Origin of the sequence: Erwinia sp. V71 (genome assembly GCF_965644245.1) — a bacterium.
Lineage (GTDB): Bacteria > Pseudomonadota > Gammaproteobacteria > Enterobacterales > Enterobacteriaceae > Erwinia.
This window is the reverse complement of sequence record NZ_CBFFRK010000068.1, coordinates 1-23062: the sequence shown is the minus strand read 5'-3', so window position 1 is coordinate 23062 and position 23062 is coordinate 1. Positions and strand designations below refer to the sequence as shown.

The following is a 23062-nucleotide window of genomic DNA, read 5'->3' as shown; positions in this document are numbered from 1 at the left end:
GGACAAACCACATCAATCTTTGCCATCAATCATCCAAAGGGCAAAGAGTACAACAACACTAAGTCTGCGTCACGACCGAAAAACGGGATAACTTATCGGTAGTTAACCCTTCCTCCTACACTCTCCACAATCATGTCCGAGCGTTGCACTTATTATCTGAATTCGCGCTTAAGAGTATAGCCAATAAAAAAGGGCATGAGGTTATTCTCCGGCTGAAAAAAGGGCATTTCAAATCTGATCAGAAAAGCCATTTTCTGAAAAGAATGCTGCATAACGCTCGTTATCAGCGGGAAAGAGAAGCAGCAGCTCAGCGTTTAGGTCTCACTGGCAGTGAAGTCTCTGTGGGAAAAGGTATTGAAATTATCGGGGGAGAAATAACAGAGAAAAAAGAAGGGCTGGTTACCTTACAGGAAATATCTGTTTCTCTGCAGGCTGAATCCAGTGCATGCAAAAAAATGATCTCAGGTGTGGAAGAACAGTTACGGAACATCTATGCGGCCGAAAAAGAGCAGGAAAAGGCAAAAGAAATAGCTAACGCTATTCGTAGTGATTTCTCTCTGCTGTACCAAAGTGACGCAGGCTGTAAAGCGATTAATGCGCAGTCGCGGTTTCTGTATGATCAGGCTGCGTCTCCTGCTGTGCTGCACAGTGATAAGGTGATTGCGGAGTATAAAAAGGTTTTTGGTGATGAAATTTTCGCTAAGGGTAATAAAAACATCAAATACATCATACAGAGTCATTGCTCGCAGTTAACGTCGCTGATCCACAAGGCTGCGGAAGCCTGGTATACACCTGATAACAAAAATATCACTACGCACCGTGGGCAGGGGATGACGCGGGAAGGGATGGCAATATTAATCAGGGAATTCAGAAATAACCGTGACACGGTTTATCAGACAGGCCAGTTCTTTTCCACCTCCGCGGATAAAACGGTGGCGGCGCACTTTGCCGAAAAAAGCCCGGATGTGGTTAAAGTGATCTTCAGCATTAAAGGAAACAGTGGCAGAACGTTGGCGGTTTCTGATGGCTTTTGTTTTGTGAACAGGGAACGAGAGATTCTGTATTCGCCTCTCGCCAGATTTAAAATCAACAGGATAATGCAGGAACGATCCGGGATTTATCATATTCAGCTGGCGGAAACCGATCGCAGACATCCTTCTCGGTTACTGCCTTACTGAGTGCAGGCAGGACGTTATCGGCAGGTGGTCATACAGCCAACCACCTGTGGGTAACATTATCCCCAGATTATGGCTTGATGGTGCGCATAATCGGGTTTTGCAGCGAAATCAGCGTCTCTGTGGACTGGATTTCATCAATGGTCTGGATCTTGTTGATCAGTACCTGCTGCAGGGCGTCAATCGAGCGGCACATCACTTTAATAAAGATGCTGTAGTGGCCGGTGGTGTAATAGGCTTCCACCACTTCATCCAGGCTTTCCAGCCGCGCCAGTGCAGAAGGGTAGTCTTTCGCACTTTTCAGGATGATGCCGATAAAACAGCAGACGTCATAGCCCAGCTGGCGCGGGTCAATCTCCACCCGGGTGCCTTTAATGATGCCCGCCTGCTTCATCTTTTCGACGCGGACATGGATCGTGCCGGGACTGACGTTGAACTGCTTCGCCAGCTCGGCATACGCCGTACGCGCGTTATCCATCAGCGCATTAAGAATGCCGCGATCGAGGTTATCGGGTTGCAGGGTTTCCGCCACGTTGTGCTCCGGTGAGGATCAGGGATAGCTAAAGCTAACCGATTATCGCTAATGACGCACAGATTATCCGTGGAAAACGCTCACCGCCTTGCTGTGACGGCGGTGAGCATGAGGGTTAGCGTTTCCGCCACACGGTGAGCTGGGCGACGGTGTGCTGATATTTACGCGCGGTTTCGCGAATCACAAACGGGATATCCTGCGGTGGCGCGATTTCGTCAAAATCAGCGGCCAGCAGGCGCTGCAGGTTCTGGTAAGTGGTCAGTGCCTCGCCGTTTTCACGGATACCGCCCAGCCACTGGTTTTTTGGCGTGAACTCCTCCAGCCAGGTATAGGGTGACGAAAGCATCAGTACGCCGCCAGAGCGGATCATGGCGCGGATATCCTGCAGAAAACGCTGCGGCTGGCGCAGGCGATCCAGCAGATTCGAGGCCAGCACCAGATCGTAACGATCAGGTTGCGGTTTCAGGTTACAGGCGTCACCCTGCACAAACTGGATACGCGCCGCCTGCTGCGCATCAATGGCGAAATCTTTCAGCCGCACCTGGCGATATGCCACCAGCTCGCCCTCCTCCGGCACCACATAACGGAAATCTTCGCCACTGGTCAGCTGCAGCGCGACGTCGATAAAGCGCGCGGAGTAATCCATACCGACCACCTGCTCAAAATGCCGCGCCAGTTCAAAGCTGGCTCGTCCGGTGGCGCAGCCGATATCCAGCGCACAACCGCGCTGGTCGGTCAGGCGACAGGCGATCTCCACCAGCGTGCTGGCATAGTTAGCGACGCCGAAGTAGCCCGGACCGTACTGAAAATCGAGGTACTGTGACACCATACTGTCGGTTTCATACGGATTCAGCGCCATGGTTTCCTGGTGCGTTGAAACCACATAACGGAAACCGGCATGCTGGAAGAAATGACGACGGAAGGCGTAGCGCGAGGATTTCAGCGCTTCATTGCCGGTGGAAATCCAGCTGCCGCCTTTAATGATGGCATGCTTGCCGTCAAACGTGGGGGTGGAAAAATCGTCATACAGCGGATGAACGGCGAAACCTTCAAAGCCATTGATCGGCGTTGTCGTCCATTGCCAGACATTGCCAACCACATCAAAGAAATCGCCCTGGGAAAACTGATCGACCGGGCAGGATGAAGCCCAGTACGCCAGGTTAATATTACCCGGCGCCTGCTGCCAGTCGGGCTGATCGCCCGGCACCTGTTCGCGTAACCGCATCCACTCAGCTTCACTGGGTAACTGGACCTGCTGACCGCTCTCCGCGGCTTTCCAGCGGCAAAACGCGGCGGCTTCCAGCTGATTGACTTCCACCGGCCAGTCCCATGGCATGGCGACTTCCTGCGTCATCAGGCGCAGTTTTAGCTGATCGGGTTGCGTAATCTCACCGCACCAGAACGTGGGGTTGTCGGCCTGCGCGAACTGCCGCCAGCCCCAGCCTTCGTCGTCCCACCATTGTTGTTGCTGATAACCCCCGGCGGCGACAAAGCTGAAAAACTCTGCGTTGCTGACCAGCATCTGGCTGGCGGCAAAGGGCTGCACTTCACTGACCTGCATCCCGTATTCATTATCCCAGCCGTAAGTGTCATCAGTTTTTCCCTGTGTGACGCGTCCGCCCGCGACACTGACCAGACGATTTTCCGGCACTTCAGTACGCAGGTGGCGTGCTTTCTGGCAGGCGGGCCAGTGTGGTTGTGGCGTGACCCAGTCGATGGGGAGCTGGCGGATCAGCACGCTGGAGGTTTCCAGGTGAATACGTCCATGTTCGATCCCCATCAGGATCACCCATGCCGGGCTTTCCCAGTCAATGGGCAGGGTCAGCGGCATGGTGTTGATAAATTCGCTGACCACCGTTTTGACCTTGCCACGATAATCCCGCAGTTCTTCCACCGTGGGCCAGGCATAGTGGCTGTCATCGAGGTCATCCCAGCTCATCTCATCCACGCCAATCGCCACCATCGATTCGATACGCGCATTGATACGCTGGCTGAGGTGCTGGCCGGCCAGCAGCTTATTGATATAAAACGCAGCGGTATGACCAAAGTAAAAGATCAGTGGATGGCGCAGGGAGATGGCTTTGGTATACCAGGCGCGCGAATCGGCGAGGCAGTCGAACAAATCCTCATACAGTTCCCAGGTCTGGGTAAAGTAACAGAGCAGTTGCTGGCGTTTTTGCTGCACATTGCTGCCGCTTAACAGCAAGGTTCGCGTCGGTTCAGGCAGGCCTGGCTGGCGGTTCTCGGTTTGCTGAATCACAGTTAACTCCCGGTTGGCATACTCGCAGTAGGGGATTTATCACTATAGCAAATAAGCATTACCGAAAAGTGGATTAGCGTCGCCAGCGGCGTAACAGGCGGCTTTTCAGGCCGGTATCGAAGCGCCAGATATGATCGAAGATACGCAGAATGCCGGGTTTGCCATGGGCAGACATGGCCACGGCATGGAAGCGCTGTTGCTGCTGCTGCTGACGCAGCTTCACATTTTTGATCAACGCATCCGGCAGGCGCTGGGCGATAAAGTCAGAAATCACCACCGCATCGGCTTCCTGCCATAGCGTGCCTTCCATGCGTTTAAGTACCGCATCAAGACAGGCGGCGAGATCGGTGCCGCCACGGAAACGCTGACTTAAAAAACGGATCGCTTCGGCAATGCCGTCATCGGCAGTCAGCTCGTAGCCCACCACATCGTGAGCAAACAGCATAATGTAGCAGCGGCGTTTATCCGCCAGCGCGATCTTCAGCAGCGCCAGGCAGAACGCTTTGGCACAGCGTTCATTAAAGCCACCCATCGAGCCGGAGGTATCGACGCAGACAATAAACGGGCCGCGTGGCTGATCTTCATGCTGCTGGTGGGTGACCGGGCGCTGGGTGACTTTTTCATGCCAGGCATCGCCCTGCAGGCGATAGGTCAGCAGACGTTTTTCCACCAGTCGGCGGTAAAACTCGATCTCCAGCTCACTGATGCCCAGTGTCGCCAGTTCTGGCGGCAGCAGGCGCAGGACATCATCGCTCTGGTGCAGGCCGCTGACCTCTTCCGGCACATTATCCGGTTCGCGCACCAGCTGGCGAAACGCCTCCAGCGGCGCATCCTGACTGGGTACGGATTTCGCTTCGCGGCTGCGTCCCAGCTGTTCGGCCAGCTTGCGCAGTTCCGGCTGCTGGTTGAGGAAGTCGCCATACTGCACGATCAGTTTATAGTCACCGTGTTGCAGCCTGCTGCTGCTCATATCCCATAAGCGCCCGGCGGCGGCTTCATCGTCATCCGCCAGTACCGGCGCCAGCTGCCCGCTGATCGCCATGCGCTGTTGCAGTTCCGCCAGCAGTTTTTCGCGCTCCTGCTCCAGCACTTCCTGGTTGAGCGTCAGGGTTTGCAGCGTCAGGTTTAAACGCCAGCGTTGCAGGAACAGCGTATGCTGTGCCGGGCTCAGCTGCTGATCGGTATGGGACACCAGTCCGCGCGCCTGTTCGGCGAACGGCGATTGCAGCAGCTCCAGCTCGGTCATCAATGCTGGCAGCTGCCGGGCAAAGTCGTGGGTACTGATGGTCTGATAATGCTGGAAGTGAGCAAACTCTTTCGCCAGCGCTTCCGGTGCCGGGGTGGCCTTCAGGTTTTCCAGAATTTCCGCTTTCCAGCGTGGCAAATCGCGCAGCAGCACATTTTTCATGCGCGGGAACTTCTCGAAAAACAGCGCCAGCTGTGGCGACGCCAGCAGCACCAGGATCAGCTCTTCAATCAGCTCAGTTTCACCGATCGAGAGCAGGCTGCTGAGCGTCTCCAGCGAAATCATTTACGCGCCTGTTTCAGCTGTTCCGCCACGTCCTGCAGGCTGGTTTCGATGCGCGCCAGCCAGTCGTCGCTGATAAACAGGCAGCGCTGATGCTGGCTGAACAGCGTGCGTTGCGCACGCAGCTGGGTATCCAGTTCATCCAGTGCGTGGGTGATCTCTTCCGGCATCGCGCTTTGCGCTTTACCTGGCAACATCAGACGCGTTGCCTGCAGGCTGACATCGCGCAGTGTCAGGCTGTCGGTGCCGTCTACCTGCATATCCAGCGTCTGGGCAAAACCAATGCCGTTCAGCTTGCCGCGGATCTCACCCTGTTTCTGCAGCCAGTGTTCCAGCGCATTGCGGGCAATCACCACATGAGTGACCTGCATATCATGCAGCACCAGCGGTTTCTGCAGCATCAATGTCAGCTGTGCTTCGCTCAGGCTGGCAGGCAAATCGTAGTGCGGTTTGCGGCTGAACATCCCGCCATGCTTCGCCAGTTTAATCGCCTGTTCCAGACTCTGCTGTTGCTGTAACGCCAGATGACGCGCGCTGATTTGCTGTAATTTGATCAGCAACGGTTGCTGCTGCCAGGCCTGCTGGGTGATCAGGTTGTCGATTTCGCGATCCAGCAGTTTCATCGACTCCACGTCATGCCACAGGCAGTCTTTCAGCAGGATCAGATCGATCGGCGCGATGGTGTTGCGGCCGCTGTAGAACGCGCAGGCCTGCAACAGATGAATGGCTTTTTTCCAGCGGCGGTCAGAGATGTATGGCGCATCCGGCAGATTTTCCAGCTGCTGACGCAGCTGATAGATCAGTTCAAACACGTTATCCGGCAGTGTCACCTGGCTGATGCCCTGTTGCCACTGGTGGTACTCTTCATCGCTGATGCACAGGTTTTCCGCCACCGGATTAAGATTCTCATCCTGCTGGTGGGTCAGCATGCTGCGGAAATTCTGCTTTTCATGCACGTTGTCGAGCCACAGACGGATCAGCATGCGGTCATACAGCGCTTCCAGTCCGCTGTCCGCTTCCGGCAGCTCGTTAGAGGCGGTGACCAGCAGGCGCATCGGGATGGTTTCTTCACTGTCGCCATTACGGAAGCGACGTTCGTTAATCGCTGTCAGCAGTGTATTCAGAATCGCCGGGCCGGCTTTCCAGATCTCATCAAGGAACACAATTTCAGCATCAGGCAGATAGCCTTTGGTCAGACGCTGGTAGCGCCCTTCATCTTTCAGCGCCTGAATCGACAGCGGACCAAACACCTCTTCGGGGGTGGAAAAGCGGGTCATCAGATATTCAAAGGCGCGGGCATGGCGGAAGGCAAACTTCAGGCGGCGGGCAATCAGGCTTTTGGCAATACCCGGCGGCCCGAGCAGAAACACGCTTTCACCGCTTAAAGCGGCCAGCAGGCAGAGACGTATGGCATGGTGGCGCTCATACAATCCTTTCTCTAACGCATTGCTGAGGCGCGAAATTCTTTCCGCCAGTAAATGAGATTGAGCCATAATCAGTAAATCATCCTTCAGGTACGGGCCGCTTTCAGGCGAGCGCAAACACTACCGACTATCATGCTTGAAAGAGTTGATACCAGTCAGCTTTTTTATCCGCAAAGGGTGAAGATGCACATTATTTGAAAAATCTCAGCTTAGACCAGGGGTGGGCATTTATGGTATTTCGTGCATACTGTGCGGTTTTGAGTGTCCGGATTGCGCCCCTGCGCATGATTCCGCTTCCACAAAAGATAACCTTATGAGTTCAGAAAAGAAGCAGTCCCTTGGCGCAGTCACCCTGGCGGCGATTGGTGTGGTGTATGGCGATATTGGTACCAGTCCGCTGTATACCCTGCGTGAATGTTTGTCCGGGCAGTTTGGTTTTGGTGTGGAACGTGACGCGGTATTTGGCTTTCTGTCACTGATTTTCTGGCTGCTGGTGCTGGTGGTCTCGCTCAAATATCTCTCTTATGTCCTGCGTGCCGATAACGCCGGTGAAGGCGGTATCCTGACGCTGATGTCGCTGGCCGGACGCAATACCGGCGCACGCGCCACCGCCTGTCTGGTGATTATCGGCCTGATTGGCGGCAGCTTCTTTTATGGCGAAGTGGTGATCACCCCGGCGATTTCGGTGATGTCGGCGATTGAGGGGCTGGAAATCGCCGCACCGTCGCTTGACCCGTATATTGTTCCGCTGTCGATAACGGTCCTGACGCTGCTGTTTATTATCCAGAAACATGGCACGGCGATTGTCAGTAAGCTGTTTGCGCCCGTGATGCTGCTATGGTTTATCGTGCTGGCGGTGCTCGGTGCGCGCGGCATTATGGCCAATCCTGAGGTATTGCAGGCGCTGAATCCGGCCTGGGCGCTGCATTTCTTTGTTGAATATAAACAGGTTTCCTTCTTTGCTCTGGGCGCAGTGGTGCTGGCGATCACCGGGGTGGAAGCGCTGTATGCCGATATGGGCCACTTCGGTAAGCTGCCGATTCGTCTGGCCTGGTTTATTGCGGTGGTGCCTGCGCTGGTGCTGAACTATTTTGGTCAGGGCGCACTGCTGCTGAAAAATCCGGAAGCGATCAAAAACCCCTTCTTCTTACTGGCACCCGAATGGGCGCTGATCCCGATGTTAATTCTCGCCACGCTGGCGACGGTGATTGCCTCGCAGGCGGTGATTTCCGGGGTGTTCTCGCTGACGCGTCAGGCTGTTCGTCTCGGCTATTTACCGCCGATGCGCATTATCCATACCTCGGCAAACGAGTCCGGTCAGATCTATATTCCGGTGATTAACTGGCTGCTCTATTTCTCCGTGCTGATTGTGATTATCAGCTTCGAACACTCCAGTAATCTGGCGGCGGCCTACGGTATTGCGGTGACCGGCACCATGGTGCTGACCTCGATCCTCAGCTGCACTGTGGCGGTGAAAAACTGGCACTGGAATCGCTATCTGGTGTGGCTGATGCTGCTGGCAATGCTGTGTATCGATGTCCCGCTGTTTACCGCTAACGTGGTGAAAATCTTCTCCGGCGGCTGGCTGCCGCTGACGCTGGCGCTGATCATGTTTATCGTGATGACCACCTGGAAGAGCGAGCGTTTCCGCCTGCTGCGCCGGATGCACGAACACGGTAATTCACTGGAAGCGATGATCGCCTCACTGGAGAAATCGCCACCGGTGCGTGTGCCTGGCACTGCAGTGTATATGTCGCGTGCGCTGAATGTGATTCCGTTCGCCATGCTGCATAACCTGAAGCACAACAAAGTGCTGCATGAGCGTGTGGTGCTGCTGACGCTGCGTACTGAAGATGCGCCTTATGTGCATAATGTCCGGCGTGTCACCATTGAGCAGCTGTCGCCGACCTTCTGGCGGGTAGTGGCCAGCTATGGCTGGCTGGAAACGCCGAATGTGGAAGAGATTTTCCACCGCTGCGGACTCGAAGGGCTAAGCTGCCGGATGATGGAAACCTCGTTCTTTATGTCCCATGAGTCGCTGATTATTGGCAAACGGCCATGGTATCTGCGTCTGCGCGGCAAGCTGTTCCTCGCGCTGCAACGTAATGCGCTGCGTGCGCCAGACCAGTTCCACATCCCGCCTAACCGCGTGATTGAGCTGGGGACTCAGGTAGAGATTTAAGTCTGTTGTCTGGTTGATTGGGATACCCCGGGGCGACCATCCCGCGTTCCTGCGCGGGCAAGCCGCTCCGGAGCCATCGGGATGTTTCCCCGAATATCAGACTGACTGCGTCGTCTTTTCAGACCGCACGTGCTCACCAGCTGACGGTGGCGATAAACCCGCCTGACGTCCGGTTAGCAAAACGCACCTGCATGCCGTGCTGCTGAGCAATATGCCGGACAATCGATAATCCCAGACCACTGCCCGATTTTTCCTGCCCTGGTGGCCGGTAAAAGCGTTCGCCAATCCGTACCAGATCCTCTTCACTGACGCCCGGGCCGTTATCGGCGATCGTGATACTGCGCGCCTGCAGTGTGATATCGACACGGCTGCCTGCCGGACTGTAGCGAATGGCGTTATCCAGCAGATTACGCACCAGCAACGTCAGCAGTAACGGTTGGCCCTGGCGTGTCACAGCAGCGTCTGGAGACTGCAGATGCAGTTCCACGCCAGCGCGTTGTGCTTTGCCATCATGGTCAATCACTGCCTGCTGCAGCAAGGCCTGTAAATCGATAGCCTGCAGATCTTCGGCGGGCGCTTCGCCATCCAGCCGCGACAGAGTTAGCAACTGATCCACCAGCCGGGTGGCGCGATCGATACCCGCATTGAGATTTTCCAGTGCGTGCTGCCGCATCTGTATATCGTCGTCTGCCAGCTGCGCCACCTCCGTCTGTACTTTCAATGCTGCCAGCGGGCTGCGCAGTTCGTGGGCGGCATCGGAGGTAAAACGGCGTTCGCGCTGCACCATCTGACCAGTGCGGGCAAACAGCGCATTGAGTGCATTCACCAGCGGCGTCACTTCCTGCGGCACATGTTGTGTGGTGAGTGGTGCTCCATCATCCGGCGCACGCTGGCGCAGTTGCAGGGCGATGCGTTTCAGCGGTGCCAGTTCGCGCGTCACCAGCCACAGTAACAGCAGCAGCATCACCGGCAGGGCGAACAGCCACGGCGTAAAATTGCTCTGGACGATATCGCGCGTCATATCATCGCGATACTCCCATTCCTGGCCGACCACCACCAGATAGCGTTGATCGGCACTTTCCAGCCACACCATACGCCATTCATCGTCATCATCACGTAAGCGGCCATCGCGAAAGCCGTTGCGCTGATAGTCGAACAGGAAGTCTTTGCCGTTTTCACCATCGTTCAGCACCATCTGGCCGTCGCGGGTAAAGATGGCGAACGCCAGTGCATCATCTTCCTGCTCACCGCGATGGCGACGCAGCAGTTTTTTGGTTTTCGGCAGTGATTGCGGCTGCTGGCTGAGGTCATTGAGATCCATGGTGGCGAGACGTTTGGCAAACAGCATCTGCTGGGTATCAAACAGCTCATTAATTTTCTCGCGCGTCTGATACCAGGAACTGATGCTGGCTGCGCCCCAGCAGATCAGCGTCAGCAGAGTGAAGCCGATCAACAGACGCAGACTAAGATGCAGCTGTTTCATCAACTGCCTCCCAGCGTGTAACCGACACCGTGCTCGGTACGGATAAAGTCGCTGCCGAGTTTTTTGCGCAGATGGTGGATATGCACTTCCACCGCATTGCTGGAGACATCTTCGTCCCAGCTGTAGAGCTTTTCCTCCAGCTGGGCGCGGGTCAGTACGCGGCCGGCATTGAGCAGCAGCAGTTCGAGGATCGCCAGTTCACGTGATTTCAGCATTAATGGTTCGCCATCCAGCGTCACCGTGCGCGACCCCGGTTCCATCACTACCCGGCCATGCTGCAGCGTGGGTTGCAGCTGGCCGTGGCGGCGCCGAATCAGTGCCTGCAAACGCGCTGCCACTTCGCTTAAGGCGAACGGTTTACACAGATAGTCATCCGCGCCCTGTTGCAGACCGGCCACGCGCTGCTCCAGGGCATCACGCGCGGTCAGAATCAGTACCGGCACATCTTCGCCCTGCTGGCGCCACTGACGCAGAATGTCCAGTCCGTCGATGTGCGGCAGCGTCAGGTCCAGCACTACGGCATCGTAAGGCGCGGCCGTCAGCGCGGTGCAACCCTCTTTGCCGGACAGAAACCAGTCGACGCTAAAGCCAAGCTTGATCAGTCCGGCCTTAATTCCATCACCAATCAGGCGATCGTCTTCGATTAATAAAATTCTCATCGGCGTCTCTTTCTGCTGCGGGAACAGGGGCAGTTATACGTAACCGCAGGGCCATCTGTACAGGCAAAAACGCGCAAAATCGGGCATTTATTGCAGGAAAAAAAAATAAAGTCTGAACATCTGATTCCTTAAGATCCTGTTAAGAACTGTTTGTTTTAATCAGCGCCACAGACAACTTACCAATACGGAACAGAGGTGAATAAGATGAAAAAGACTGCCGCGTTATTAGCGATTGCCGCTCTGCTGTCCACTCCTGTACTTGCCGCACAGCAGGGCGGATTTGTTGACCCGAATGCGCCATCAGCACAGGTGCAAAAAGGGGGCTTTAACGGCCCGAATGGCAGTGTGGTCACAGTGAAACAGGCGCAGGATATGAAAGATGACAGCTGGGTCACGCTGCGCGGTAATATCGAAAAGCGCATTGGTGATGAAGACTACACCTTCCGTGATGCCACCGGCACCATGACGGTGGAAATCGACCATAAGCGCTGGGATGGCCTGACTGTGTCGCCGACCGATAAAGTCGAACTGCAGGGCGAACTGGATAAAGACTTTAATTCCGTCGAGCTGGATGTGAAGCGCGTCAGTAAGATTCAGTAACCCTGTCTGGATCTTCGCCGGGTCAGCTTTGTCTGTCCCGGCTGCGTGCTTTCAGCTCCTGCAACAAATGCTGTAGCGACGCCGAGCGGTCCCACCGGCGCCATGCCAGCGCAATATCGCTTGTCAGTGCCGGGTCATCACAAGGATGAAAACTGACATTCGGCGCATGAATCCGGCATAGCGAAGCGGGCACCATGGCAAAACCAAAACCCGCTTCCACCATGCTGATTAATGATGATATTTGCGGTGACTGTGGGCCGGTTTGTGGTTGAAAACCGCTTCGCAGACAGGCGCTGATGATCGACTCATACAGACTCGGCGCTATTTCACGTGGAAAGGTGATTAGCGGGGTTCCTTTCAGTTGCTGAAGCGAAAGCGTATTGCTGTGACTTAACGGATGTGAAGAAGGCAGCACGATGTGCATCGCTTCACTGGCGATTATCTGCAGGTTAAATGCTTTGCTGCTTTCACAAGGCAGACGGACAAAGGCGACATCGAGCGTCCCCTCTTCCAGCTCATGCATTAGCTTAGCCATACTGGCTTCGTGTGGCTGCAGCAACATCGCCGGATAGCGGGTCTGAAAGCGGCGCAGTAGCGTAAAGATCGCCGGGTGAAACGCCGTCGAACCGGCAAATCCCAGCGACAGCTGCCCGGATACGCCGCGGGCAATGCTTTTCGCTTTCTCCAGCGCATTTCCGGTGAGTTCAAGGATCTGACAGGCATCCTGATAAAAAACTTCACCGGCCTCGGTTAACTCGACTCCACGCGTCAGCCGCTTCAACAGCGGCGTTCCTATCTCGCGTTCCAGACGCAAAATTTGCTGGCTCAGTGGCGGCTGCGAGATGCCTAACATCTCCGCCGCGCGAGTGAAGTTACGCGTCTGCGCGACCGCCACAAAATAACGCAGATACCGCAGTTCCATATCAAAAACGTCTCAAAGTGGTGGGGGTTCTATATTGGAATGATGGGCTGAATCGAGTCAATATTTAGTTAATGATTTCTAATGCTTTTCATTAAGGTGGAAATATGACTAATGAAGTAAGTGATTGTTTATGTGTTAATGAACTTGCCGGTATGGTGTCATCCATTCAACAGGAAAGGCCAGAAAGTGTTATCTATCAAACCTCTTTGATGAGCGCGTTACTGAGTGGTGTCTATGAAGGTAATACCACCATTGGCGATTTACTGCAGAAGGGCGATTTTGGCCTCGGCACCTTTAACCATCTTGACGGTGAACTGATCGCGTTCGACAGCGAAGTCTATCAGTTGCGTGCAGATGGTTCGGCGAAAGAAGCACACACCGGACAAAAAACGCCGTTTGCCGTAATGACATTCTTTCACCCGCACTATCAATATCGTTTCTCGCAGCAAGCCAGCCGCGAAGAGGTGCATCAGGTTATTAATCAGCACATTCGTTCCGATAACCAGTTCTGTGCTCTGCGCCTGGAGGGGCACTTCCTGCAGGTCGATACCCGTACCGTACCCTGCCAGCACCGTCCGTATAAACCCATGATGCAGGCCGTAGAGGCGCAACCCATTTTCCACTTCCGCCAGCGCAATGGCGTGCTGATCGGCTTTCGTTCGCCGCAATACATGCAGGGCATCAATATCGCCGGGTATCACGAACACTTTATTACACAGGAACGTCAGGGAGGCGGACATGTCCTGGACTATCAGCTCCTGCATGGGGTGCTGAAGTTTGGCGAGATTAGCAAGCTGATCATTGACCTGCCTGATGACGCTGATTTCCTGCGGGCCAATCTTAATCCTGACAGCCTTGATGATGACATTCGTCATGTAGAGAGTTAATCAACCGAAAAGGAAAGCAGATGAAAACGGCAACTGATGTTCAGCAATGGGCGCATGGAGCGGATTTAGTGGTCGCGCAACTTGAAGCGCAGGGTGTGAAGCAGGTGTTTGGTATTCCCGGGGCTAAGATCGATAAAGTGTTTGACTCGCTGCTGGACTCCACGATTGAAACCATTCCGGTGCGCCATGAGGCCAACGCCGCCTTTATGGCCGCCGCTGTCGGCCGTTTAACCGGAAAAGCGGGGGTGGCGCTGGTTACCTCGGGTCCGGGGTGCTCCAATCTGATCACCGGGATGGCGACCGCCACTTCTGAAGGCGATCCTCTGGTGGCATTGGGTGGCGCGGTAAAGCGGGCAGATAGTGCGAAACAGGTACATCAGAGCATGGATACCATTGGCATGTTTCATCCGGTCACCAAATATGCCATTGAAGTACATTCCCCTGATGCACTCAGCGAGGTAGTGGCAAATGCCTTTCGCAGTGCGGAACTGGGCCGGCCCGGTGGGGCATTTGTCAGCCTGCCACAGGATATTATTAATCAGCCAGTGCGCGGTAATGTCCTGAAACACAAGGGACGGGTACTTTCTGGTCCGGCACCGGAAAGTGCTATCGCTGCCGTCGCCCGTAAAATTGCAGAGGCGCGTAATCCGGTGATCCTGTTAGGTCTGATGGCCAGTCAGCCTGAAAATGCAGCGGCACTGCATCAGCTACTGGAGAGCAGCCATATTCCGGTGACCAGTACTTACCAGGCCGCTGGCGCAGTTTGCCAGGATCACTTTTCGCGTTTTGCCGGTCGCGTAGGATTATTCAACAATCAGGCAGGGGACCGCTTATTACGCCAGGCCGATCTGATTATTACCGTAGGTTACAGCCCGGTGGAATACGAGCCTGCGATGTGGAACAGCGGTACTGCGACGCTGGTGCATATTGATGTGTTACCCGCTGACACGGATAACTATTACCTGCCGGATGCCGAACTGGTGGGGGATATCGCCGCCACTCTGCGGCAGCTGGCACGACGTATTGAGGCGCCACTGCAACTGAGTCACGCAGCGGCGGAGATTCTGCAGGATCGCCAAACCCAGCGGCAGTTGCTGGCGTTGCGGGGTCATCAGCTGGAACAGTTTGCCCTGCATCCGTTACGCATCGTCCGCGCCATGCAGGACATCATCAATAATGACGTCACTCTGACGGTTGATATGGGCAGTTTCCATATCTGGATTGCCCGCTATCTCTACAGTTTTCGCGCCCGCCAGATCATGATCTCTAATGGCCAGCAAACGATGGGGGTGGCATTGCCATGGGCTATTGGTGCGTGGCTGGTTGATCGTAGCCGCAAAGTGGTTTCCGTCTCAGGAGATGGCGGTTTTATGCAATCCAGTATGGAACTGGAAACGGCGGTGCGCCTGAAAGCCAATATCCTGCATATCATCTGGGTGGATGATGCCTACAATATGGTTGCGATGCAGGAAGAGAAAAAATACCAGCGGGTATCCGGGGTAAAATTTGGCGCGATTGATTTTAAAGTGTATGCCGAAGCGTTTGGCGCGGCTGGTTTTGCTGTTGACAGTGCGCATGCACTGGAGCCGACCTTGCGTAAAGCAATGGATGTTATAGGGCCGGCGGTCGTCGCGATACCGGTAGACTATGCGGATAACCCGTTGTTAATGGGACAATTACATCTGAGTCAGCTCCTGTAACGTCTGATGGCTGGCCGTCGTCAGCCGTCAGCAACAGTCGGTTCTCTTTATCTGAAAAAGCACGTTTGCCTTACCTGCCACGCGGCTTAAGGCAAATTTTTCCCTCTGTCAGCGAAACGTTTCGATGGCGATCACAAATTCATCAAAACTTCATTGTTTTCGTCCGTGCTTTTTCTACACTCCCTGTTAGCAAAACGTTTCGCTCTGGAGTGAAAGATGAAAAAAGGCGCATTACTGAATTCTGAAATTTCTCATGTGGTTTCCCGTCTGGGACATACCGATAGCCTGGTGATCTGCGATGCGGGTTTGCCTGTTCCTGCTGGCCCACAGCGTATTGATCTGGCGCTGACACACGGTATCCCCACGTTTTTGCAGGTAACCGAAATCGTGACGAAAGAGATGCAGGTTGAGAGCGCCATTATTGCGGAGGAGATTAAGCAGCATAATCCGCAACTCCATAGCGAGCTGATCGCGGTGCTCGAATCCTTGCAACAACTTCAGGGAAATACCATCAGTATCCGTTACACCAGTCATGAACAGTTCAAATTACAAACTCAACGCAGTCAGGCGGTCATTCGCAGCGGGGAGTGTTCCCCGTATGCGAATGTCATCCTGGTCGCTGGCGTGACCTTCTGAGGCTGGCATGCAACCGTTACTGCAACTGAAAGACATTGAAAAATCTTTTCCCGGCGTAAAAGCGCTCTCCGGCGCTTCACTCTCCGTTTATCCCGGCCGCGTGATGGCGCTGGTGGGCGAAAATGGCGCGGGGAAATCCACCATGATGAAAGTGCTGACCGGGATTTATACCCGTGATGCCGGTTCGTTACTGTGGCTGGGCAAAGAAACCAGCTTTAATGGCCCGAAAGCGTCACAGGAAGCCGGTATTGGCATTATTCACCAGGAACTGAATTTGATTCCGCAGTTAACGATTGCGGAAAACATCTTTCTCGGTCGCGAATTCGTGAACCGGTTTGGCCGCATCCAGTGGAAAAAAATGTACGCCGCCGCCGATGCGCTGTTGCAACGCCTGAACCTGCGTTTTAACAGCCATAAGCTGGTGGCGGATTTGTCGATCGGCGACCAGCAGATGGTGGAAATCGCCAAGGTGCTCAGCTTTGAATCCAAAGTGATCATCATGGATGAGCCAACCGACGCCCTGACCGATACCGAAACCGTGTCCCTGTTCCGTGTCATCAATGAGCTGAAAGCGCAGGGTTGCGGCATCGTCTATATCTCTCACCGCATGAAAGAGATTTTCGAGATTTGCGACGACGTTACCGTGTTCCGCGACGGCCAGTTTATTGCCGAGCGCACGGTGGACAGCCTGAGCGAAGAGTCGCTGATCGAAATGATGGTGGGCCGCAAGCTGGAAGATCAATACCCGCGTCTGGATCAGGCACCGGGCGAGGTGCGTCTGAAGGTGGAAAACCTCTGCGGACCGGGCGTTGATAATGTCAGCTTTACCCTGCGTAAGGGCGAAATTTTGGGTGTGGCTGGGCTGATGGGCGCCGGGCGCACCGAACTGATGAAAGTGCTGTATGGCGCAATGCCGCGTACCAGCGGCACGGTCAGTCTCGATGGTCGCGATGTGCAAACCCAGTCACCACAACAGGGGCTGGCCAATGGCATCGTCTATATCTCAGAAGACCGTAAGCGCGATGGTCTGGTGCTGGGTATGTCAGTGAAAGAGAACATGTCTCTGACCGCGCTCAACTATTTCAGCCACGGCGGCGGACGCCTGAAGCACGCGGAAGAAGTAACCGCAGTCAGCGACTTTATTCGTCTGTTTAATGTGAAAACGCCGTCGATGGAGCAGCCGATCGGCCTGCTGTCTGGCGGTAATCAGCAGAAAGTGGCGATTGCGCGCGGATTAATGACCCGTCCAAAGGTACTCATCCTTGATGAACCGACCCGTGGGGTCGACGTCGGCGCGAAGAAAGAGATTTATCAGTTAATTAACCAGTTTAAACAAGAAGGGCTGAGCATCATTCTGGTGTCGTCCGAAATGCCGGAAGTGCTCGGTATGAGTGACCGCATTCTGGTGATGCATGAAGGCCGCCTGAACGGCAATTTCCCGATTGAACAGGCCACCCAGGAAGTCCTGATGGCGGCAGCAGTCGGCAAGCAACACAGCGAGGAGTTAGCACATCTATGAGTACGCAAATTATACCTGCACGCCGCCGCTTTCTGAGTAAAGCCTGGCTGCTGGAGCAGAAATCGCTGATTGCGCTGATTGTGCTGATCGCTATTGTTTCCAGCCTCAGTCCGAACTTTTTCACCGTTAATAACCTGTTCAACATCCTGCAGCAGACGTCGGTCAACGCCATTATGGCGGTGGGCATGACGCTGGTGATCCTGACGTCAGGTATCGACCTGTCTGTCGGCTCACTGCTGGCGCTGACCGGCGCGGTTGCGGCGTCGATTGTCGGACTGGAAGTCAATGCGCTGGTGGCTGTCGCGGCATCGCTGGCTCTGGGCGCGTTTATTGGCGGGATTACCGGCACCATTGTGGCGCGCGGCAAAGTACAGGCGTTTATCGCCACCCTGGTGATGATGCTGTTACTGCGTGGTGTCACCATGGTGTATACCGACGGCAGTCCGGTGAATACTGGCTTTAATGACAATGCTGACCTGTTTGGCTGGTTCGGTATTGGTCGCCCGCTGGGCATTCCTACCCCGGTCTGGCTGATGGCGGTGGTATTCCTGCTGGCGTGGTACATGCTGCATCACACCCGTCTGGGCCGCTATATCTATGCGCTGGGTGGAAACGAAGCGGCGACTCAGCTGTCCGGTATCAATGTTAACCGTGTCAAAGTGATCGTTTACTCACTTTGCGGCATGCTGGCAGCGCTGGCAGGCACCATTGAAGTGGCGCGTCTCTCTTCCGCCCAGCCAACGGCAGGTACGGGTTATGAGCTGGATGCTATTGCGGCGGTGGTGCTGGGCGGGACCAGTCTGGCAGGTGGTAAAGGTCGTATTGTAGGGACGTTAATTGGCGCATTAATCCTTGGCTTTTTGAATAATGGGCTGAATCTGTTAGGTGTATCCTCATACTACCAGATGATCGTTAAAGCAGTCGTGATTCTGCTGGCGGTGCTGGTGGACAACAAAAGCAGTAAATAACTCTCAATCCCTGACTGGAAATAACAAATGAAAAAATTGACTGCACTTGCTGTATTGCTGGGCGCGACACTGAGTGCCAACGCGCTGGCAAAAGATACTATTGCTTTAGTGGTTTCTACTTTAAACAATCCGTTCTTTGTTTCTCTTAAGGATGGCGCACAGAAAGAAGCAGACAAACTGGGTTATAACCTGGTGGTGCTGGATTCACAGAACAACCCGGCGAAAGAGCTGGCGAACGTGCAGGATCTGACGGTTCGCGGTACTAAGCTGGTGCTGATTAACCCAACCGATTCCGATGCGGTGGGTAACGCAGTGAAACTGGCTAACCAGGCGAATATCCCGGTGATTACCCTTGACCGTGTTGCGGCACAGGGCACCGTGGTGAGCCACGTCGCCTCTGATAACCGTTTCGGCGGCAAAATGGCGGGTGACTTCATCGCCAAGAAAGTCGGTGAGAGCGCTAAAATCATCGAACTGCAGGGCATTGCCGGCACGTCTGCTGCGCGTGAGCGTGGTGAAGGCTTCAAACAGGCTGCCGATGCACACAAATTTAATATCCTGGCCAGCCAGCCTGCTGACTTCGACCGTACTAAAGGTCTGAACGTCATGCAGAACCTGCTGACCGCACATCCTGATGTGCAGGCGGTATTTGCCCAGAACGACGAAATGGCGCTGGGTGCACTGCGTGCGCTGCAGACTGCAGGTAAATCCGATGTGCTGGTAGTGGGCTTTGATGGCACCGACGACGGCGTGAAAGCGGTGGAAGGCGGCAAGCTGGGCGCGACGGTGGCACAGCTGCCAGAGCAGATCGGCGTTATCGGCGTGCAGACGGCTGATAAAGTGCTGAAAGGTGAAAAAGTCAGAGCGATCAACCCGGTCGATCTGAAGCTGGTTACCAAATAAATCAAAGAAAAGCAGGGCACCGCGCCACCCTTTGCGGTGGCGCGTTTTTCAGGACACTTATGTATGACTAAAACCGCTAAACTGGCTGTTCTTGGCAGCATCAATGCCGACCATATCCTTAATCTGGATCAGTTCCCGCGTCCCGGTGAGACGGTGATCGGCAATCACTATCAGGTTGCTTTTGGTGGTAAAGGCGCGAATCAGGCGGTGGCTGCCGGTCGCAGTGGCGCGGATATCGCATTTATTGCCTGTGTAGGCGCAGATGATATTGGTCAAAGCGTGCGTCAGCAGCTGAAAAGTGACCGTATTGATATCACTCCGATCGAAGTGATTGAGGGCAATACCACGGGAGTGGCACTGATTTTTGTGAATGGTGAAGGGGAAAACTCTATCGCCATTCAGGCAGGCGCGAATGCCGCCTTAACACCGCAACTGGTTGAGCGTCATCAGCAAACCATTGCCGATGCTTCGGCACTGCTGATGCAGCTGGAATCTCCGCTGGAGAGCGTACTGGCAGCTGCGCGTATCGCGCACCAGCATCAGACCCAGGTCATTCTCAATCCTGCGCCCGCAACAGAGCTGTCTGATGAGCTGCTGTCGCTGGTAGATATGATCACGCCGAACGAAACCGAGGCAGAGATCCTGACCGGGATTGCGGTGAAATCCGATGAAGACGCGGCACGCGCGGCGGCGGCACTGCATGCCAAAGGCATTGCGAAAGTGCTGATCACGCTGGGTAGTCGTGGCGTCTGGTTAAGTGATAACGGTCAGGGCCAGCGTATTGCCGGTTTCCGCGTGAAAGCCGTGGATACCATTGCCGCAGGTGATACCTTTAACGGTGCGCTGATCACCGCGCTGCTGGAGCAGCAGCCGATGGAACAGGCGGTGCGTTTTGCCCATGCCGCCGCCGCGATTGCCGTGACCCGCCCAGGCGCACAGCCTTCAGTGCCATGGCGCGAAGAGATCGACAGCTTCTTGCAACAGCAGGGGTAAACCGCTTGGCCACTATGAAAGATGTCGCCCGTTTAGCGGGCGTCTCTACCTCAACGGTCTCTCACGTTATTAATAACAATCGTTTTGTTAGCGATGCGGTGCGGGAAAAAATTGAGGCGGCCATCCGCGATCTGAATTATGCGCCTTCTGCGCTGGCGCGTAGTCTCAAAATCAACCAGACCCGTACCATTGGTATGCTGCTGACCGCCAGCAGCAACCCGTTCTACTCGGAAGTGGTGCGTGGGGTGGAAAATAGCTGTTATGAACGCGGCTATAGTCTGGTGTTGTGCAATACCGAAGGCGATGAAGAGCGTATGAATCGCAGTCTGGAAACCCTGTTGCAGAAACGGGTGGATGGTTTGCTGATCATGTGCACCGAGAGTCATCGTCCCGACGAAGATATTTTGAAACGTTACCCCAGTATTCCCTCCGTGATGATGGACTGGTCACCGTTCGAAGGTGACAGCGATATTATTCAGGATAATTCTCTGCTGGGTGGCGAACAGGCCACGGCTTATCTGATTTCACGTGGTTATACGCGTATCGCCTGCATCGCCGGTCCACAGGATAAAACGCCAGCCCGTTTGCGACTCGATGGCTATAAGCAGGCGATGGCGACGGCAGGTTTGCCGATCCTGCCGGGCTACATTATTGACAGTGATTTCGAATTTCAGGGCGGTTTTAACGCCATGAACCAGCTGCTGTCGCTGAATCCACCGCCGCAGGCGGTGTTTACCAGTAATGATGCGATGGCGGTTGGGGTTTATCACGCGCTGTATCAGGCGGGTCTGTCGGTGCCGCAGGATATGGCGGTGATTGGCTACGATAATATTGAACTGGCGCGTTATATGACGCCGCCGTTAACTACCATCCATCAGCCGAAAGATGAACTGGGTGAGCTGGCGATTGACGCGTTGATCCAGCGGCTGGCCGATCCTGGCATCAGTCCGCAACTGCTGGTGCTGACGCCAGAATTAATCGAACGCGCTTCCGTCGGCGAGATCTAACCTTTCTTCCTGCGCTTCTCACGGTCGTTAATCAGATGACGACCGTCCCCGGCTTTTAACAGCAGAAACACCAGCCCCGATAGTACGGTAACAACGCCCATGGTCAGGAAGGTGGCATGGAAGTGTTGCACGGTTGTGCCATCGAAACTCTGATACAGCCGCAACACGGCGGCACTGACCGCGACGCCAAAACCGATTGCCAGTTGCTGTGTTACCGCCAGCATACTGTTGCCGCTGCTGGCGTTCTCATCGGTCAGATCGGCCAGTGTAATGGTATTCATTGCGGTGAACTGCGTTGACATCGCCATGCCCAGCAGGAACAGCGGCACTACCAGAATCGCAATCCCGGCTCCCGGTGACTGCAAAGAAAAGGTGGCGATCAGCACGCCAATAATCGTGGTGATGCCGACCAGGGTGTTGCGGTAACCAAAGCTGCGTAATACCCGGGTCACGGTCGACTTAGCCAGGATGGAGCCAATCGCCGTTGGCGCCATCATGCAACCGGCAAGGATGGCGGAGTAGTTAAATGCCACCTGCAGCATCAGCGGCATCAGGAATGGCACGCAACCCGTGCCGAGACGTGCGGCGATATTACCGGCGATGCCGACCGAGAAGGTGCGGGTTTTAAACATCGGCAGGGCAATCAGCGGTGCCGGATGACGTAATGCGTGCCATATATAGAAGAGAAGCAACAACGCGCCAGCCAGCAATACAGCAACCGCCACGCTGCCAGCGACAATCTGTTCGCCGAGCAGCTCAATCCCGCTCGACAACAATACCAGCCCAAGCCCGAACAGCAGAAAACCCAGCAGGTCAAAACGACGGCGCGGGGTGGTGAAGTCCGGCATATATTTACGTGCGTACAGGATACCGAGAATGCCTATCGGGATATTAATCAGGAAGATCCAGTGCCAGGTCGCGTAAGTGACCAGCAGTCCGCCCAGCAGCGGACCGAGAATCGGGCCAACCAGCCCGGGCATGGTGACAAAATTGAGGACCGGCAACAGTTCGCTGCGCGGGTAAGCCCGTAACAACGCCAAACGAGCGACCGGCATCATCATCGCGCCACCCACGCCCTGGATAACACGTGAAATCACCAGCATACCCAGTGAACCGGACAACGCGCAGGTCAGCGAACCGAAGGTGAAGAGTGAGACTGCGACAATAAACACTTTCCGCGTGCCATATCTGTCAGCCAGCCAGCCGCTGACCGGGATCAGCATTGCTACCGTCAGTGTGTAGCTGATAACAGCGGATTGCATCGCCAGTGGAGAACGTTCCAGACTGTGTGCGATAGCCGGTAACGCGGTATTCAGAATGGTGGCGTCCAGCGCCTGCATAAAAAACGCCATGGCGGCAATCCAGGGGAGGCCGGCCATACTGCGCGCGGATGTGATCATTGAGCGTCCTTTTTATCCCTGATTTCACGAATCAGAGTGAAATATACACACGAAAAGGGCGTTTTTTCGACTTTTGTCGAAAAATACATCTGTCAGTTATTTTTTTGCAATAAACACTTGTCAGGCGTCAGGAACTCCCTATAATGCGCCTCCACTGACACGGCACAACGACATAACGGTCGCCGGGTTGAAGAGAAAAACTCTTAAAAAAGAGGTTGACTCTGAAAGAGGAAAGCGTAATATACGCCACCTCGCAGCAGCAGGCGAAGCCGCTGACTGCACTG

Annotated in this window: 19 protein-coding genes; 11 read left to right on the top strand and 8 right to left on the bottom strand. The window is 54.8% G+C overall.

Annotated elements, in window-relative coordinates:
- Positions 1–143: 143 nt before the first annotated feature.
- Positions 144–1178 carry an ADP-ribosyltransferase domain-containing protein gene (locus ACSZO1_RS14365; protein WP_437613685.1) on the top strand — a complete coding sequence of 345 codons (1035 nt, stop codon included), beginning with the start codon at positions 144–146 and terminating at the stop codon, positions 1176–1178.
- A gap of 67 nt (positions 1179–1245) precedes the next feature.
- Here the strand turns inward: ACSZO1_RS14365 and asnC are convergent, their stop codons facing one another.
- The 4 genes from asnC to ravA form a co-directional block, all read right to left on the bottom strand.
- Positions 1246–1707: a transcriptional regulator AsnC gene (gene asnC / locus ACSZO1_RS14360; protein WP_437613683.1), complete on the bottom strand. Its 462-nt coding sequence runs from the start codon at positions 1705–1707 to the stop codon at positions 1246–1248.
- A gap of 115 nt (positions 1708–1822) precedes the next feature.
- Entirely contained in the window at positions 1823–3967 is a 2145-nt protein-coding gene (gene ovoA / locus ACSZO1_RS14355; RefSeq protein WP_437613681.1) for a 5-histidylcysteine sulfoxide synthase, read from the bottom strand.
- 73 nt (positions 3968–4040) lie between these two features.
- Positions 4041–5498 carry an ATPase RavA stimulator ViaA gene (viaA, locus tag ACSZO1_RS14350; RefSeq protein WP_437613679.1) on the bottom strand — a complete coding sequence of 486 codons (1458 nt, stop codon included), beginning with the start codon at positions 5496–5498 and terminating at the stop codon, positions 4041–4043.
- Complete coding sequence (ravA, locus tag ACSZO1_RS14345; protein ID WP_437613677.1) at positions 5495–6988, bottom strand: ATPase RavA; 1494 nt, start codon at positions 6986–6988, stop codon at positions 5495–5497. The genes viaA and ravA overlap by 4 nt, the downstream gene beginning before the upstream one ends.
- A gap of 244 nt (positions 6989–7232) precedes the next feature.
- On the opposite strand from ravA, the gene kup reads away from it, so the two are divergent.
- On the top strand, positions 7233–9101 hold the full coding sequence (gene kup / locus ACSZO1_RS14340) for a low affinity potassium transporter Kup (protein WP_437613675.1): 1869 nt from the start codon (positions 7233–7235) through the stop codon (positions 9099–9101).
- 133 nt (positions 9102–9234) lie between these two features.
- On the opposite strand, the gene qseC is transcribed toward kup, so the two are convergent.
- Positions 9235–10584: a quorum sensing histidine kinase QseC gene (gene qseC, locus ACSZO1_RS14335; RefSeq protein WP_437613673.1), complete on the bottom strand. Its 1350-nt coding sequence runs from the start codon at positions 10582–10584 to the stop codon at positions 9235–9237.
- Entirely contained in the window at positions 10584–11243 is a 660-nt protein-coding gene (qseB, locus tag ACSZO1_RS14330; RefSeq protein WP_437613671.1) for a quorum sensing response regulator transcription factor QseB, read from the bottom strand. The genes qseC and qseB overlap by 1 nt, the downstream gene beginning before the upstream one ends.
- A gap of 204 nt (positions 11244–11447) precedes the next feature.
- On the opposite strand from qseB, the gene ACSZO1_RS14325 reads away from it, so the two are divergent.
- Positions 11448–11843, top strand: coding sequence for a YgiW/YdeI family stress tolerance OB fold protein (locus ACSZO1_RS14325; protein ID WP_437613669.1), 396 nt, complete (start codon positions 11448–11450; stop codon positions 11841–11843).
- A gap of 22 nt (positions 11844–11865) precedes the next feature.
- Here ACSZO1_RS14325 and ACSZO1_RS14320 read toward each other — a convergent pair whose 3' ends face one another.
- On the bottom strand, positions 11866–12765 hold the full coding sequence (locus ACSZO1_RS14320) for a LysR substrate-binding domain-containing protein (protein ID WP_437613667.1): 900 nt from the start codon (positions 12763–12765) through the stop codon (positions 11866–11868).
- A gap of 104 nt (positions 12766–12869) precedes the next feature.
- Here ACSZO1_RS14320 and budA point away from each other — a divergent pair, with 104 nt between their 5' ends.
- The 8 genes from budA to rbsR all read left to right on the top strand — a co-directional run bounded on the left by budA (position 12870) and on the right by rbsR (position 21378).
- A complete protein-coding gene (gene budA, locus ACSZO1_RS14315; protein ID WP_437613665.1) occupies positions 12870–13652 on the top strand; it encodes an acetolactate decarboxylase in 783 nt (260 codons plus the stop codon).
- A 20-nt stretch (positions 13653–13672) separates the two neighbouring features.
- Positions 13673–15352, top strand: coding sequence for an acetolactate synthase AlsS (gene alsS, locus ACSZO1_RS14310; RefSeq protein ID WP_437613663.1), 1680 nt, complete (start codon positions 13673–13675; stop codon positions 15350–15352).
- A 216-nt stretch (positions 15353–15568) separates the two neighbouring features.
- The gene (gene rbsD / locus ACSZO1_RS14305; RefSeq protein ID WP_437613661.1) at positions 15569–15988 is read left to right on the top strand and encodes a D-ribose pyranase; all 420 of its coding nucleotides are present in this window, start codon (positions 15569–15571) and stop codon (positions 15986–15988) included.
- Positions 15989–15995: 7 nt separating this feature from the next.
- On the top strand, positions 15996–17507 hold the full coding sequence (gene rbsA, locus ACSZO1_RS14300; RefSeq protein ID WP_437613659.1) for a ribose ABC transporter ATP-binding protein RbsA: 1512 nt from the start codon (positions 15996–15998) through the stop codon (positions 17505–17507).
- Complete coding sequence (rbsC, locus tag ACSZO1_RS14295) at positions 17504–18475, top strand: ribose ABC transporter permease (RefSeq protein WP_437613657.1); 972 nt, start codon at positions 17504–17506, stop codon at positions 18473–18475. The genes rbsA and rbsC overlap by 4 nt, the downstream gene beginning before the upstream one ends.
- A gap of 27 nt (positions 18476–18502) precedes the next feature.
- Positions 18503–19378, top strand: coding sequence for a ribose ABC transporter substrate-binding protein RbsB (gene rbsB / locus ACSZO1_RS14290; RefSeq protein ID WP_437613655.1), 876 nt, complete (start codon positions 18503–18505; stop codon positions 19376–19378).
- Positions 19379–19441: 63 nt separating this feature from the next.
- Complete coding sequence (gene rbsK / locus ACSZO1_RS14285) at positions 19442–20371, top strand: ribokinase (RefSeq protein ID WP_437613653.1); 930 nt, start codon at positions 19442–19444, stop codon at positions 20369–20371.
- A 5-nt stretch (positions 20372–20376) separates the two neighbouring features.
- Positions 20377–21378, top strand: coding sequence for a ribose operon transcriptional repressor RbsR (rbsR, locus tag ACSZO1_RS14280; RefSeq protein ID WP_437613651.1), 1002 nt, complete (start codon positions 20377–20379; stop codon positions 21376–21378).
- Here rbsR and mdtD read toward each other — a convergent pair.
- Positions 21375–22778 (bottom strand): multidrug transporter subunit MdtD, encoded by a 1404-nt coding sequence (mdtD, locus tag ACSZO1_RS14275; protein ID WP_437613649.1) that lies wholly within the window; start codon positions 22776–22778, stop codon positions 21375–21377. The genes rbsR and mdtD overlap by 4 nt on opposite strands.
- Positions 22779–23062 lie beyond the last annotated feature (284 nt).

Excerpts from the sequence above, each read along its gene's own strand:
- kup (WP_437613675.1), top strand. The coding sequence starts at position 7,233 with ATGAGTTCAGAAAAGAAGCAGTCCCTTGGCGCAGTCACCCTGGCGGCG.
- rbsK (WP_437613653.1), top strand. The coding sequence starts at position 19,442 with ATGACTAAAACCGCTAAACTGGCTGTTCTTGGCAGCATCAATGCCGAC.
- rbsB (WP_437613655.1), top strand. The coding sequence starts at position 18,503 with ATGAAAAAATTGACTGCACTTGCTGTATTGCTGGGCGCGACACTGAGT.
- rbsC (WP_437613657.1), top strand. The coding sequence starts at position 17,504 with ATGAGTACGCAAATTATACCTGCACGCCGCCGCTTTCTGAGTAAAGCC.
- alsS (WP_437613663.1), top strand. The coding sequence starts at position 13,673 with ATGAAAACGGCAACTGATGTTCAGCAATGGGCGCATGGAGCGGATTTA.
- ravA (WP_437613677.1), bottom strand. The coding sequence starts at position 6,988 with ATGGCTCAATCTCATTTACTGGCGGAAAGAATTTCGCGCCTCAGCAAT.
- qseC (WP_437613673.1), bottom strand. The coding sequence starts at position 10,584 with ATGAAACAGCTGCATCTTAGTCTGCGTCTGTTGATCGGCTTCACTCTG.
- viaA (WP_437613679.1), bottom strand. The coding sequence starts at position 5,498 with ATGATTTCGCTGGAGACGCTCAGCAGCCTGCTCTCGATCGGTGAAACT.
- rbsA (WP_437613659.1), top strand. The coding sequence starts at position 15,996 with ATGCAACCGTTACTGCAACTGAAAGACATTGAAAAATCTTTTCCCGGC.
- rbsD (WP_437613661.1), top strand. The coding sequence starts at position 15,569 with ATGAAAAAAGGCGCATTACTGAATTCTGAAATTTCTCATGTGGTTTCC.
- ACSZO1_RS14325 (WP_437613669.1), top strand. The coding sequence starts at position 11,448 with ATGAAAAAGACTGCCGCGTTATTAGCGATTGCCGCTCTGCTGTCCACT.
- mdtD (WP_437613649.1), bottom strand. The coding sequence starts at position 22,778 with ATGATCACATCCGCGCGCAGTATGGCCGGCCTCCCCTGGATTGCCGCC.
- budA (WP_437613665.1), top strand. The coding sequence starts at position 12,870 with ATGACTAATGAAGTAAGTGATTGTTTATGTGTTAATGAACTTGCCGGT.
- ACSZO1_RS14320 (WP_437613667.1), bottom strand. The coding sequence starts at position 12,765 with ATGGAACTGCGGTATCTGCGTTATTTTGTGGCGGTCGCGCAGACGCGT.
- qseB (WP_437613671.1), bottom strand. The coding sequence starts at position 11,243 with ATGAGAATTTTATTAATCGAAGACGATCGCCTGATTGGTGATGGAATT.